General features: G+C 50.5%; 15 protein-coding genes. 4 read left to right on the top strand and 11 right to left on the bottom strand.

From position 1 onward, the window contains the following. The 3 genes from LX98_RS07490 to LX98_RS07500 all read left to right on the top strand — a co-directional run bounded on the left by LX98_RS07490 (nucleotide 1) and on the right by LX98_RS07500 (nucleotide 2,567). Nucleotides 1-522, top strand: coding sequence for a peptidylprolyl isomerase (locus tag LX98_RS07490; RefSeq protein ID WP_496430579.1), 522 nt, complete (start codon nucleotides 1-3; stop codon nucleotides 520-522). Beyond that, nucleotides 515-1,195, top strand: coding sequence for a hypothetical protein (locus LX98_RS07495; RefSeq protein WP_496428310.1), 681 nt, complete (start codon nucleotides 515-517; stop codon nucleotides 1,193-1,195). Before LX98_RS07490 ends, LX98_RS07495 begins: the two co-directional genes overlap by 8 nt. A gap of 172 nt (nucleotides 1,196-1,367) precedes the next feature. Beyond that, nucleotides 1,368-2,567, top strand: a complete 1,200-nt coding sequence (locus LX98_RS07500; protein WP_496428311.1) for a substrate-binding domain-containing protein — start codon at nucleotides 1,368-1,370, stop codon at nucleotides 2,565-2,567. Nucleotides 2,568-2,739: 172 nt separating this feature from the next. On the opposite strand, the gene LX98_RS07505 is transcribed toward LX98_RS07500, so the two are convergent. The 11 genes from LX98_RS07505 to LX98_RS07555 all read right to left on the bottom strand — a co-directional run bounded on the left by LX98_RS07505 (nucleotide 2,740) and on the right by LX98_RS07555 (nucleotide 11,202). Then, the gene (locus tag LX98_RS07505) at nucleotides 2,740-3,090 is read right to left on the bottom strand and encodes a hypothetical protein (RefSeq protein ID WP_496428312.1); all 351 of its coding nucleotides are present in this window, start codon (nucleotides 3,088-3,090) and stop codon (nucleotides 2,740-2,742) included. A 112-nt stretch (nucleotides 3,091-3,202) separates the two neighbouring features. Continuing rightward, nucleotides 3,203-3,712 carry a Mov34/MPN/PAD-1 family protein gene (locus LX98_RS07510; protein ID WP_496428313.1) on the bottom strand — a complete coding sequence of 170 codons (510 nt, stop codon included), beginning with the start codon at nucleotides 3,710-3,712 and terminating at the stop codon, nucleotides 3,203-3,205. Nucleotides 3,713-3,716: 4 nt separating this feature from the next. Then, complete coding sequence (gene moeB, locus LX98_RS07515) at nucleotides 3,717-4,517, bottom strand: molybdopterin-synthase adenylyltransferase MoeB (protein ID WP_496428314.1); 801 nt, start codon at nucleotides 4,515-4,517, stop codon at nucleotides 3,717-3,719. A gap of 14 nt (nucleotides 4,518-4,531) precedes the next feature. Next, on the bottom strand, nucleotides 4,532-4,774 hold the full coding sequence (locus LX98_RS07520) for an NIL domain-containing protein (RefSeq protein ID WP_312641817.1): 243 nt from the start codon (nucleotides 4,772-4,774) through the stop codon (nucleotides 4,532-4,534). Next, the gene (locus LX98_RS07525) at nucleotides 4,771-5,046 is read right to left on the bottom strand and encodes a ubiquitin-like small modifier protein 1 (RefSeq protein ID WP_312641811.1); all 276 of its coding nucleotides are present in this window, start codon (nucleotides 5,044-5,046) and stop codon (nucleotides 4,771-4,773) included. The genes LX98_RS07520 and LX98_RS07525 overlap by 4 nt, the downstream gene beginning before the upstream one ends. Beyond that, on the bottom strand, nucleotides 5,043-6,281 hold the full coding sequence (gene thrC / locus LX98_RS07530; RefSeq protein WP_496428315.1) for a threonine synthase: 1,239 nt from the start codon (nucleotides 6,279-6,281) through the stop codon (nucleotides 5,043-5,045). Before thrC ends, LX98_RS07525 begins: the two co-directional genes overlap by 4 nt. A gap of 31 nt (nucleotides 6,282-6,312) precedes the next feature. Continuing rightward, entirely contained in the window at nucleotides 6,313-7,143 is an 831-nt protein-coding gene (locus tag LX98_RS07535) for a molybdopterin-synthase adenylyltransferase MoeB (protein ID WP_496428316.1), read from the bottom strand. Between the two features lie 219 nt (nucleotides 7,144-7,362). Next, on the bottom strand, nucleotides 7,363-8,292 hold the full coding sequence (cysK, locus tag LX98_RS07540) for a cysteine synthase A (RefSeq protein ID WP_496428317.1): 930 nt from the start codon (nucleotides 8,290-8,292) through the stop codon (nucleotides 7,363-7,365). After that, entirely contained in the window at nucleotides 8,289-8,489 is a 201-nt protein-coding gene (gene thiS / locus LX98_RS07545) for a sulfur carrier protein ThiS (protein ID WP_496428318.1), read from the bottom strand. Before thiS ends, cysK begins: the two co-directional genes overlap by 4 nt. 84 nt (nucleotides 8,490-8,573) lie before the next feature. Continuing rightward, on the bottom strand, nucleotides 8,574-9,308 hold the full coding sequence (locus LX98_RS07550; protein ID WP_496428319.1) for an NAD-dependent protein deacylase: 735 nt from the start codon (nucleotides 9,306-9,308) through the stop codon (nucleotides 8,574-8,576). 136 nt (nucleotides 9,309-9,444) lie between these two features. After that, on the bottom strand, nucleotides 9,445-11,202 hold the full coding sequence (locus tag LX98_RS07555) for a DEAD/DEAH box helicase (protein ID WP_496428320.1): 1,758 nt from the start codon (nucleotides 11,200-11,202) through the stop codon (nucleotides 9,445-9,447). Nucleotides 11,203-11,749: 547 nt separating this feature from the next. Between LX98_RS07555 and LX98_RS07560 the strand changes: the two genes are divergently transcribed. Then, nucleotides 11,750-12,583 (top strand): DUF4412 domain-containing protein, encoded by an 834-nt coding sequence (locus LX98_RS07560; protein WP_496428321.1) that lies wholly within the window; start codon nucleotides 11,750-11,752, stop codon nucleotides 12,581-12,583. Nucleotides 12,584-12,966 lie beyond the last annotated feature (383 nt).

A 12,966-nucleotide genomic window follows, 5' to 3' on the forward strand; every position in this document is an offset into this window, starting at 1 on the left:
ATGAGCGACGCAACTCATGAAAGTCAGGCAATTACTATTCACACCCAGGTGAACGGCGAGCCCTGGGGGGATATCCACGTAAAGCTTTTTCCGGATGTCGCGCCTAACCATGTACAGAATATGTTGAAATTAGCCAAGGAAAAGTTTTATGACGGCACGACATTTCATCGGGTGATTCCCAACTTTATGATTCAAGGGGGAGATCCCAATAGTAAAGATCACGATCGGTCACGCCATGGAATGGGTGGTCCGGGCCACCGCGTCAATGCGGAATTTAGCTCCAAGCCTCATAAACGCGGAACGCTATCGATGGCGAGATCACAAGATCCCAATAGCGCGGGCTCCCAGTTTTTTATTTGTGTGGCGGATTCGAGTTTTTTAGATGGTCAATATACGGTGTTTGGTGAGGTGGTGAGTGGTATGGAGACAGTGGATCGAATCGTCAGTGCCAAACGGGATGCCAATGATAATCCTCTTGAACGAATTGAAATGACCATGAGTGTCTCTGAAACGAATGCCTAAGACGTGGCGCGGAGTCTGGTTTTTTTGCTTACTTATTGGATGGCTATTCGCGGGATGTGTTGCTCCCCCATTTTATTCCTACCTGGTCTACGAAAATCCCACATCTTTTGTTCGGCTTGAGGTCTCCCCCTGGGTCGATCCTGATGTTCCTCAGACATTGAACGAGCATCCCGCTACCATGTCTCGCCGCCAAATGATCGAGGCCCTGAGCGGATTACGGGTGCGTGAGTATCGTTCCGGCCCCATTCGCTGGATTCGGGGCCTCGCGGATCCTGAGCCGGCTTTCAATAAAGAAGAAATTCACTTATTGGCGCCACGATTGCTGGAGGGATTAGGATTAGCTGTTCCCCAGGAACTGGTCACGTTTTACATCAGTCATCCGGTGAATGCTACGAAACGGGAAGTGACCTCCGGAGGGATGTATGTCAGAGATGGGCATCTCCACGTCATTATCAGTAATCACCGTACTAATTATGAAATTCCCCCTGCAGGGCTGATCTATGATCGGCGGTATCCACTGTTTTCTCTTGCTCCACTTGACGTGGATTTACTCTATGAGACAGAAGAGACGGTGCTGCCAAAAGAGAAAATTTTTTGGGACGCTATTTTTGGAGACGAACATAGCGGCGAAATTGTTCTCGATCTTTCCCGACTGTCGATGATGAAAATGTAAGGATGAGTTCCTAAGCTGACCGGTATGGGATGGAAAGGGGCGGGACTGCCATCTACGAGTCCTTTAGCAATGGGGTTGGGTTTAGGGAGGCGCAAGGATGATTAAGGTGTTTTGAGCAGGTCATAGAGACCAGCGGGCATCCTCCTTGATATTCCGTTAGAACAATACGATCATGAAAAAATTGGTTTCTAAAAGTCCCAAAACCTCACGGCAGGCGAAGGTCTCGCCTCAAGAATCCGTGTGTAATCGCTTACGGGATAGAAGGAAAAAACAGGGAATCTCACAGGCGGAATTAGCGGTCCGTGTTGGCCTGACACGACAAGCAGTCTACGCCATAGAAGCCAATCAATATTTGCCAAGCACCCACATTGCCCTACGGTTCGCTCGTGCGTTGAAGTGCCGGGTTGAGGATCTTTTTATCCTTGCAGATCATGAAGAAATTGTTGAAGCTGAGTTCATTGGTGGGACAACGCCATTGGGTCAGCCGACAAGGGTGAAGCTGTCATACGTTGGATCCCGGATACTGGCCAGACCGATGGCCGAACTGGGCGATGTATTGAATTTTGTGATGCCGGCTGATGGAGTTATTCAGGAACAGGGGAAGAAATCCTCCAGCGGAAAAAGGCCTTCTGTGCGAGTTCAATTACTGAATTCTTTGGACGTGATCAAAAAAGGGATTCTTATTGCCGGGTGTGACCCTGCGTTATTTCTCGCCGGCGAGCATGTCCGCAAGATTAATATTCTGGCGGGAATTACGAATTGGACCATGGGAAGCGCGAATGCCCTCCGTGCTCTTCAACGGGATGAAGTGCACATGGCAGGATTGCATCTTGTGGATGTGAAATCCGGGCAAAGTAACGTTCCTTATCTGAAACGCCATATTCCTGGTCATGATTTTGTCGGAGTGCGCTTTGCTTCTTGGGTGCAAGGCATGTTGGTTCATTCGGGAAACCCCAAGCACATTGGTGGTGTGGATGACTTTGGACAGCCGGGACTTCGTCTCGTCAATCGTGAATTGGGAGCCGGAGCGAGATTTCTTTTGGATTCCCTGCTTCAGAAATCAGGATTAACCGGAGACCAGTTACTAGGGTATGACCACGAAGTGCCGTCTCATCTCGAAGTCGCTCGCCTGATTCGAGATGGCATGGCTGACGTGGGTATTGGAGTGGAAGCCGCAGCTCGTCATTATGGTCTTGGCTTCATTCCGCTTCGCGAAGAACAGTATGACTTAATTATGCGCAGAGAATTTCTTAAATCCCACCCTGTCATGTCTCAATTTCTTGATGCGATGGTCAGTCAACCATTCAGGCGGGAAATCGAATCACTGGGGGGATACACGGTGACGGAAATCGGAAAAATTCTTCATTGGTAAATCTGGCTCTCTCCCTATATCCCTGGTATGTCCGGAGTCACGGCCAAGGGCCATATGGTCTACTTGCGTAAAGCTGCCAGGAATATTTCGGCTGCATTATGGCGCATTGAGGCAATAGACATCAGCAGAGGTCGGTGGAGGTGGCGGGTAGAATTGTGCCGTTGAGAAAGTCTTAAGGACTGCAGGTCTTGCCATTAAACACTTTACAGGAGGAACCACTTCTGGCTAATTTCCAGGATTTCACTAATGGCGGGGTGTTATCTGATCGCATTTCGACGATCACGTCGATGATATCTCCTACATCCAACGTCTTCAATTGAATCTTTGCCGCTTCATCAACTTGAACCCATTGAATGCCAGAATCGGTCGTAATTAAAAATACCCCTTTGTCCGATTCAATTTTCATAATGGGACTGTTGAACTTCTGGAGGGAGGTCGAAGCTTCGGCAAACACCTGTGATCCAGGCTGAAAAAATACAATCAACCCTAGCAGAAAACCTAACAGGTGATGGGGGATTGGCATAATTTTCTCCTCTTTGTTGCTTTGAGAAGCCTTTCTCATTATCTCAAGATTCTTGGGTGGAAGTCTATGGCCTTTCCAATAAAAATTGCAGGCGTGATTTGGAGGACCCGACTTAGGGCAAGGTTTGGATGGGAACTTCTGTGGCTGTGGATTCCTGGATTTTATAGGCTCGGACTACGGGCTGATGCGTATGCTCTAAGGAAATAATTAAGTGAAACGGTTCCGGGAGGTGGAGTTTGGCCCTGTAGCTTTCGAATTCCATGGCGATAGTGATATCCGTTTGAGAAGGCCTAGCCGGACTAAAGGTGTGGGAATGGTAAAAACCTAACAGATCAAGGTTTTTTGCACGAATGTCCCGCTGAGCCATGGCCATTTCTCTGGCATCCATCTGAAAGGCGATATCCGCTCGCTCCTCCGGCGATAAGCGTTGCAGGTCGGTCAATTTGGCTCCGTCAAAGCGTGTAAGATCCTGTTCTGATAACGCAGCCAGAATATTGGTAATGCGATAGTCCTCGGCGATGGTATTTTTGGTTCCTGAGAGAATGCCGCAACATTCATGGGGAGCTAACTCCCGGGCATGAACAATCATATTGTTGATGATGCTGGACGGAATGGCAAGCATGGACCTAGATGCTACAAGAGACTTCCTGTTCCACAAGTTTGGTGATAGTGGGATGAGGTCCACAAAGAGGACAGTCTGGAGATTTTGGGCGACCAACCTTTCTGAATGTCATATCCAGGGCATCGTAAAGAAGAAGATGTTTGGCCAAACTTTCTCCAAGTCCAAGGACTTCTTTAACAGCTTCATTGGCCTGCAAAACACCAATGGTCCCGGCTAACGCGCCTAATACCCCGGCTTCTTGACAATTTGGCACAAGGCCGGCGGGGGGAGGTTCTGGATATAAACAGCGATAACAGGGAAATCCTTCATGGGGCTTGATTGTGGCTAATTGTCCTTCAAAGCGAAAAATGCTCCCTGAAATCAGCGTCCTTTTCGCAAAAAAACAGGCATCATTGACGAGAAACCGTGTGGAAAAATTGTCTGATCCGTCCAATATGATGTCATAGGCTTCAATTAAGGAAAGGATATTGGTGGCGCTTACGTGTTCGGGATACAGCTTGAGTGTGGTTTCAGGATTAAGGGCTGACAATAATGTTCCGCCGGATTCAACCTTTGAAACACCTATCCGGTCGGTTGTATGCAGGATTTGCCGTTGCAGATTGGATAAGTCCACAACATCGCCATCAGTCAGACCTAAGGTTCCTATTCCGGCCGCAGCCAAATACAGAGCTGCCGGAGAACCAAGCCCTCCTGCTCCTATCACCAGGATTTTGGCATCCTGTAACTTTTTCTGTCCTTTGCCACCCACTTCCGCCAGAATGATCTGGCGGCTGTAACGCTGGATTTGAGATTCAGTAAATTCCATGAGAAGTGAAATCCTTATTCAACAACGTTCAGTTCAATCGGATCAACCATGCAGCCTTTTTGACGAAGACCCTGAATAGCCCGGTCAATTTCATCAGTTTCTCCAGAAAATTCCACATCCATCCATCCGGTCGTCTCACGGACATCGGCACGTCGAATACTGGGCACGACCTGATATTCCTGCCCGATTTCGTACAGGATGGGAGACGGAATTTTATCTTCGGGATAGCGAATGTGAAAGCGTAGTTTGGCCATCATGAACCTCCTGCGATTGCGGGGATGATGGAGACTTCATCTCCGTCCTTCAGTGGGGTGTCCTTGCCGGTCAAAAAACGAATATCTTCCTCGTTGACGTAGATATTGATGAATCGCCGTACCTCTCCCTGTTCATCATAGACTCGTTCCTTAATGCCGGGATGGGCAGACCCCAGGTTGTCAATAATTTCCGACACCGTGTTCCCTGCTATTTCCACCTCGCTTTTTCCTCCCGTCATGGGGCGCAAGGGAGTGGGAATTCTGACCTTAATCATGCTGACTCCTCTATGGAAAAAGTCTTAATAAAGTGACTGAGACTGGGTGGGATGCGAAATGGGCGTCCAACGGAATCGACGACCGCTTCCTGAGTTTTCAGTCCGTTACCGGTAATGTAGGCTACAGTCACATCATTTTTTTGAATGCGCCCTTGTTTTACCAATTTGCGAAGGACGCCGATGGTGACCCCCCCGGCGGTTTCAGCAAAAATCCCTTCCGTTTGAGCCAGAAGTTTAATGCTCTCCACTATTTCATCATCGGTGACGGCCTCCATGGCCCCCTGGCTTTCCGCGGCGGTTTTTAAGGCATAGTATCCATCCGCCGGATTGCCGATGGCCAGTGATTTGGCAATGGTGTGTGGCTTCACCGGTTTAAAAAAATCACGATTCTCACGAAATGCCGTGGCAATGGGTGAGCAGCCCTCTGCTTGCGCCCCGTTTACCTTGGTCTTCACCGAATCCACCAGGCCCAACTTCTCAAATTCTTTGAGGCCTTTCCAAATTTTCGTGAGCAAGGATCCCGAAGCCATGGGCACCACGACCTGATCCGGAGCCCGCCACCCTAATTGCTCGACTGTTTCAAATGCCAAGGTTTTCGAGCCTTCAGCATAATAGGGTCGGATGTTGATGTTGACAAATGCCCAGTGACGTTCTCCCGCGATTTCGCTGCAGAGTCGATTGACATCATCATAGTTTCCTTCAATTTCCACGACATTGGGACGATAAATCAAATTCCCCAGCACCTTCGCGGCTTCCAGGTCGCCGGGAATGAACACATAGCATTTCATCCCTGCGGAAGCTGCATGGGCCGACACGGAATTTGCCAGATTGCCGGTCGAGGCACAGGCGACTGTTTCAAATCCCAGTTCTCTGGCTCGAGTTAAAGCGATGGCCACCACGCGATCTTTAAACGACAGCGTCGGATGATTAACGCAATCATTTTTTATGTACAGGTTGTCCAGGCCGAGGAAAGCCCCAAGGTTTTTGGCATGAACCAGCGGGGTAAATCCGGCATGCAGACCGATGAAATTCGTGCCTTCCACGGGGAGGAGATCCACATATCGCCAAAGGCTGTGAGGGCCGGATGCAATCTTTTCACGCGTCATGACCTGTTTGATGGCGGCATAATCGTATTTGACTTCCAGTGGCCCAAAGCATAATTCGCATACATGAATATCCTGGGTAGGATATTCTTTCCCGCACTCTCGACAGACCAGAGCTTGCATTTTTTTCATAGCATCATCCTCCCCTCTTAACCGGTGGGGTTTATCCGTTGGTTAGCGTTGTAGCCGATGGTTGAAGTTGGCACGCCTCTTGTTCATAGTCGATGAGTTCCGTCAACGTAGGATTTGGGCCGCAAAGTGCGCAGGAAGGATTCCGCTTGACGCGAATTTCTCGAAACGCGGTGGTGCGTGCGTCAAAATCCAGGATGCGGTTCGTCAATGGCGTTCCAATGTTGAGTATGAGTTTCATGGCCTCTGTGGCCTGAATGGTCCCAATAATTCCCGCAACGACTCCAATAATTCCGGCCTCCTGGCAGGTAGGAACCACGCCGGCCGGCGGCGGATTTTTGAAAATACAACGATAGCAGGCGGATTGGTTAGGAATAATAGTGAAGACCCGTCCTTCAAACCGGAGGATTCCGCCATGGACGAGGGGCTTATTCTCCATATAACAGGCGTCATTGATTAAAAATTTTGCCGGGAAGTTGTCGACGCCATCGATAACGATATCGTATTGGCTGATCAGGTCTCGAGCATTGCGAGACGTCAATCGTTCTTCATGCATGTTGACCTGGACATCAGGATTTAACGCCAGGATTTTTTCTTTGGCCGAAAGCACCTTGGACCGTCCTACATCCGAAGTATGGTGAAGGATTTGTCGTTGAAGGTTGGAGAGATCCACCACATCGCTATCAATCAATCCAATGGTACCAATGCCGGCTGCGGCAAGGTAATAGGCGACAGGGCATCCCAGACCTCCAGCTCCAACGATAAAGACTTTGGCCTGTGATAATTTTTTCTGTCCCTTGCCGCCCATTTCGGGTAGTAAAATGTGTCGGCTATAACGGGTAATCTGATCTTCTGTGAAACTCATATGATCTCTGACCTTTTACGGTGTATGGGGTCATCCCCATATTAGAGGAGAATGAGGCGTGTTGATATTCAAAAATGATGCTTGGCCATGAAAATTTTTCTCAGAAAGCCGATATGCCCCCGCATATCTTAAATTTCCTTATCTTGTTTGAGAGAGGGGCGTTGTGTGCTCCTCCTCATTTCGGCTCTTTTTTCATGGAAGGGGTTCAGTGGAAATCCCCTAAATATTGAAATATTTCTCAATACTCAGATACCGTTCACCTGTATCGCAGAGAATCGTCACCACATTCTTATTCGGCCCTAAGGATTCTGCGACCTTTTGAGCGGCAAACACATTGGCCCCACCAGAAATGCCCACCAGGAGCCCTTCCTTTCTGGCGAGTTGCTTCGTGGTTTGGTAAGCCTCTTCATCAGTCACAGTCATAATTTCATCAATGAGTGAGCGATTCAGCACCTTGGGGACGAAGCCTGCGCCGATCCCTTGGATTCTGTGTGGACCGGGCTCTCCTCCCGACAAGACAGGAGAGCCAGCTGGCTCTAGCGCAATCACCCTGACCGAGGGATTTTTCTCTTTAAACAGTTCTCCGCAGCCGGTAATCGTTCCGCCGGTGCCCACGGCAGCCACGAATGCATCCACCTTTCCATCCAAAGCCTCCCAGATTTCCAACGCCGTGGTCTTGCGATGCATGGCTGGATTGGCCGGATTAGAAAACTGGTTCGGCATGAAGTATTCGGGATTTTGGTCCAAAATACTCTCTGCTTCTTTAATTGATCCACGCATCCCTTCCCGAGCGGGAGTCAACACCAATTGCGCGCCATACGAGGAGAGCAGGCTGGCCCGTTCCAGGCTCATCCCTTCCGGCATGACGAGAATCAGTTTATAACCTCGAACCGCAGACACCAAGGCTAATCCGATGCCGGTGTTGCCGCTGGTTGGTTCCACTATGGTGCCGCCCGGCTTGAGGAGTCCCTTATGCTCTGCCTCATCAATCATATTGAGGCAGATGCGGTCTTTCACGCTGCCGCCGGGATTATAAAACTCCGCCTTCCCATAAATTATGGCCCCGCCTGGGGGGGAAAGCCGGTTTAATCGTACTAACGGAGTATGCCCAATGCCATCCGTAATATTCCGAAGAAATGCGGCACTCACACGCCACCGCCCATGAAAAACAAAAACTCCAGTTTATCGCCATCTTTAATGGAGGTGGTTCCTAGATTCTCCTGATCAACCATCTGCGTATTCAGTTCTACCGCGACGAGTTGCGGGTCAATATCTTTGGTTTTCAAGACGTCCAGCACCGTCGAAACCTCCAGGGTTTCAGGTTTACCATTGATCGTCAATTGCATACCGTGCTCCAAACGTAAGTACTGAGAATCCCTAAACAAAAAAACGTAACAAACCCCCACGAAGGGAGTCAAGAAATGGCGCGATTAGGTGACTCCGCGCAACAGCGGCACCAGGTCCTTGGCACGGCCTTGAAAGGCTACGTCCACAACAGAGGAGTTTGGCGTCGGGTCCAAATTCAGCTCGACCACTAATGCGCCACCGTCTTTAGCAATCGAAGCAAAAGAAGCAGCCGGGTAGACCACGCCTGACGTCCCAATAATGAGAAGAATATCACAAGTTCGCAATGCCTGATAACTGCGGCTCATATCTTCCTGATCCAATGATTCTCCAAACCACACAATATGAGGACGTAATAACCCCGAACAGTCCGTGCAGATGGGTGGATAGACTAAAGGCAGATCGCGGTTCGGCGAAATCCGGTTGCATTGCGTACAACGCACTTTCCAGATGTTTCCATGGATTTCGGAAAGACGTTGCGAGCCGGCCAGGGCATGAAGTCCATCGACGTTCTGCGTGATAAGCCAAAAGTGTTCAATCCGTCGTTCCAGGTCGACGAGGGTTTCGTGTGCCGCATTCGGATGTTTAGTTGCGACCAATTCACGCCGCCAATTATACCACTCCCAAACAAGTTTCGGGTCCCGGGCAAAGGCTTCGGGCGATGCCAGTTCTTCGGGTCGGTAATTTTTCCACAAGCCTTCAGGTCCGCGAAACGTCGGCACGCCGCTATCCGCGGAAATTCCCGCACCGGTAAGAACCGTGACCGACCGGGCTTTGGTAATACGGTCACGCACATCAAGAATCGTCAGACCACTAGGCATTACATAAATTCAATTTCAGAGTGAGATAGCCAGACGCCATGTTAGACTTCACGGCTAATTTTTTAATCATAGTTGTAATGTATGGCCCAAGCACAGTATTGAGAGCATACCCTCACTGCCGGTGTCAGAAATTCTCTTATTCCTTATAGAGGCGGATGGTGACTTTTTGCCCTTTAATTCTTGTCCGGCCCAGAGCCTTGATAATGCCATGGACATGCTCTTCCGGCACTTTGACCAGAGAGAATTGATCGGAGACTTTAATTGGGCCGATTACATTCGAATGAATTCCGGCCTCGTTGGCGATGGCACCGACCAGATCTCCTGTGCGGACCCCTGCCATGCGACCGGCGTTCACATGCAAGGTCGCCATGCTTGTGGATTGACGGTGACGTTCCTGCCTACCGACCGGCCTACCGCCACCTACTCCCCTAAGAGCCCTTTTAGAATCAGGAAAATCCGATGGCCCTCGCCTTGGCCGTCTGGACGTCTGGGATGTGTCAGGTGTCCGGTCCCGTATTGCAGGAATATCTTCTTCAACCCGATTGCCTGTCTTTGACCCATAGGCCAATTGAAGGGCGGCTGCGGCGACATCCGCAGGGTCAAATTTTTCGGTGAGGGTATTGACCACGACTCGGAATTGCTCAAAATCGTTGGCCTTGAAAATTTCTTGAATAGAAACGCCAATTTGTTCAAGGCGCTTGGCTTGAAGGTCGGCCCCCGTCGGGAGGGTGCCCATCTCGACTTTGGATTTGGTCAAGCGCTCTATATTTTGCAGCAGCCAGCGTTCCCGGGATTCCACAAGGGTAATAGCTTCACCGGCCCGTCCGGCGCGTCCGGTTCGTCCGATACGATGGACGTAGGCTTCGGGAGAGGACGGAACATCGTAATTCACTACGTGTGATACGTGAGGAATATCCAGGCCCCGGGCCGCCACGTCCGTTGCAACTAGCAGCTCGGTTTTCCCGGCACGGAACGATTGCATCACCCTATCCCGTTGAGCCTGGTTCATCCCGCCATGCAGGCCTTCTCCCCGGTATCCGCGGCCGTTGAGCATGGAGGTCAACTCATCGACTTCCAAGCGTGTTCGGCAAAACACCAGGGCGGACTTTGGACTGGACATGTCCAGGATTCTGGCCAGGGCCGCCACTTTATGTGGCCTGGCCACGAGGTAGGCTGTCTGATGCACCCGAGGGGCCACACCGGCCTTTACCGGTTCCTTGATGATCTGAATCTCGATGGGGTTGCGCAGATGATGTCGTGCGATTGATGCAATGCGTGGAGGCATGGTGGCTGAAAACAGTGCGGTCTGCCTGGTCGTCGGCGTTTGTTTCAGAATGGCATCCAGATCTTCCGCGAACCCCATATTCAGCATCTCATCAGCTTCATCCAGCACCACAATCTGCAGGTCTTTAAGATGAAGGGTTTTGCGCCGGATATGGTCCAGTGCCCGTCCAGGCGTCGCCACGACGATATCGACCCCGCGTTTCAAGGCGATGAGCTGTGGTCGGATGGCTTGACCCCCATAAACCGCGAGGATGGCGATGGCCTGCTGCTTCCCATAACGCTGGACAGCCTCGCAAACTTGTATGGCCAATTCGCGGGTAGGCACGAGAATAAGGGCCGAAGGATGTGGCTGCTTTGGCGAATGGGCAAGACGCTGGAGCAGGGGAAGCGTGAATGCAGCGGTTTTGCCAGTTCCGGTTGCGGCCCGCCCCAGAAGGTCGTTTCCGGCCAGTAGCGGTGGAATGGCTTCGCGTTGAATGGGGGTGGGCTCTTCATATCCTAATGCCTCGAGCGTGGTCAGCAGCGCCGCTTCAAGGCCGAGAGCGGCAAAGCCGGGTGAAAAGCCCTTCATCGTTGGAGCGGTGGGTGAGTTGGAGGCATCGTGTTTCATGACGGTTTTGCAACCTTTCTGGATGAGGTCCTGATATTGTGTGCAGGCCGACTTTGAGCCGGTCTGTCGATATGTGATGTTCGTTAAAGACGAAAAGAAGGGACGGTTTAAACCGTCTTCCTTGGGCTGGTTGGCCTCACCTTGAAGAGACTGGGCCTTCTTACCATTGTCCTACCCCGCGACCCGATGGTCGTGTCGCGCCGGGCAGCATATGGTCCCTGACCATGATGACGAAACCGTGAAAGGTCACGACAACTCGTGACCTCTTTTAAGGGATGTCTGCCTGTCGGTTATGTGGGGTGGTCGTCTAACGAGCTTTACCTGTCTATACTCCTTTTACCAGGAAGGGGAAACCAATTCCTAGCTCTCTGCATGAAAAATGGTTCTTGGTGGGATCAAAATGGCAGGTGGGAGAAGAGTTTATTATGGCTTTTGCGCATTAAATGACTTGTGAATCGGGTTCCATTTTGAGAAATTGACGGGTCTCAGTGTTTACCATATGTCAAAGCAGCAGGTTGTGCCATCTATCACGCGTCAGGAGGTTGATATGGTGAAGGTTCTGGGCCTTGTGGGCGGGTTGGTACTGGGTATTCAGACGACGGTCTGTGCAGGCGTGGTTTTTCATGTCGAGACCATCTTTCCCAATCGGACAGCGGTGCCTTCCAGAAACGACGCGATGACGGTTGACGGGAAGAGACTGAAATTGACGATGAATGAGGCGGGGACCACTCAAGCTACGATTATTTATAGAGGCGATCGTGAGGAAATTCTGCTGATCAATCATGAGGATCACACCTGGCGTGCTATGGACAAGGCCACAATGGTCAGTCTTGGGCAACAGATCAACCCGGCCATGGAAAAAATGCAGGAGATGTTAAAGAATATGCCCCCGGAACGACGGGCCATGATGGAAAAGATGTTTGCCGGGCAGGGGATCAATCCCGCCATGTTGGGCGGGAAGGTCGAGATGCAGGTCAAAAAAACCGGCGAAAGGCAGACCATCAATGGCTATCCCTGTGTGAAATATGAAACTTGGCGGGAACACGAAAAGGTCGCAGAACATTGCGTGAGTGACTGGAAACAGGTTCCCGGCAGCCAGGAAGCCCGAGGCGTGTTTCAAGATATGGCCGCCTTTTCTCAGGAGGTATGGCAAGGGGTATTCAAAGGGGTTGGAGGTCCATCGTCGTTTTTTGAATCCATTGGGAAGATTGAAGGCTACCCGGTGTTCACGAGAATTTTCTCCAATGGAACCATTGTCACAGAAAGCCGGTTGACCGGAGTGGAGGAGAAGTCGGTTAAAGCGAAGGAATTTGACCCTCCCAAAGATTATGTCAAAAAGGATTTCTTGCCGAAAAATCTTTCCTCTCCCATGGGGCAATAGCAGAGAAGAACGTGGAAGTTAATAGAAACAACCTGAGGGAAACAAAGAGTCTGGCGGAGTCTTAGGTTTCTTGATCTGGACTCTGATCCTTCGTATCCGGCTGAGGACGTCGGGTGGATAAAGGTGGATGAGGCCTACCAGAAGCATATGGTCGCCGTTCACTGTCTGCGTGGTTCGATCGAATTTTCTATACAAGAGAATTGCATTTTCTCCCTCGTTGATCCTTCATGACCCTCATCTTGATTTGAATGCCCACCGTGCGGTGGTAGGTGTGGTGGCGCCTGTCCCAATGTTAGGAGAAATGATAGGCGAGGTGATGGCATTGTCCCTGATGATATTGGGCATACTGCTCAAGGGAATCAGGAAGTTGCGGGATGCGGATT

The sequence above is a fragment of the Nitrospira marina genome, assembly GCF_059568365.1.

Bases quoted from the DNA above. Each gene is read 5' to 3' on its own strand.
- LX98_RS07490 (WP_496430579.1), top strand. From the start codon at position 1: ATGAGCGACGCAACTCATGAAAGTCAGGCAATTACTATTCACACCCAG.
- LX98_RS07495 (WP_496428310.1), top strand. From the start codon at position 515: ATGCCTAAGACGTGGCGCGGAGTCTGGTTTTTTTGCTTACTTATTGGA.
- LX98_RS07500 (WP_496428311.1), top strand. From the start codon at position 1,368: ATGAAAAAATTGGTTTCTAAAAGTCCCAAAACCTCACGGCAGGCGAAG.
- LX98_RS07505 (WP_496428312.1), bottom strand. From the start codon at position 3,090: ATGCCAATCCCCCATCACCTGTTAGGTTTTCTGCTAGGGTTGATTGTA.
- LX98_RS07510 (WP_496428313.1), bottom strand. From the start codon at position 3,712: ATGCTTGCCATTCCGTCCAGCATCATCAACAATATGATTGTTCATGCC.
- moeB (WP_496428314.1), bottom strand. From the start codon at position 4,517: ATGGAATTTACTGAATCTCAAATCCAGCGTTACAGCCGCCAGATCATT.
- LX98_RS07520 (WP_312641817.1), bottom strand. From the start codon at position 4,774: ATGATGGCCAAACTACGCTTTCACATTCGCTATCCCGAAGATAAAATT.
- LX98_RS07525 (WP_312641811.1), bottom strand. From the start codon at position 5,046: ATGATTAAGGTCAGAATTCCCACTCCCTTGCGCCCCATGACGGGAGGA.
- thrC (WP_496428315.1), bottom strand. From the start codon at position 6,281: ATGAAAAAAATGCAAGCTCTGGTCTGTCGAGAGTGCGGGAAAGAATAT.
- LX98_RS07535 (WP_496428316.1), bottom strand. From the start codon at position 7,143: ATGAGTTTCACAGAAGATCAGATTACCCGTTATAGCCGACACATTTTA.
- thiS (WP_496428318.1), bottom strand. From the start codon at position 8,489: ATGCAATTGACGATCAATGGTAAACCTGAAACCCTGGAGGTTTCGACG.
- LX98_RS07550 (WP_496428319.1), bottom strand. From the start codon at position 9,308: ATGCCTAGTGGTCTGACGATTCTTGATGTGCGTGACCGTATTACCAAA.
- LX98_RS07555 (WP_496428320.1), bottom strand. From the start codon at position 11,202: ATGAAACACGATGCCTCCAACTCACCCACCGCTCCAACGATGAAGGGC.
- LX98_RS07560 (WP_496428321.1), top strand. From the start codon at position 11,750: ATGGTGAAGGTTCTGGGCCTTGTGGGCGGGTTGGTACTGGGTATTCAG.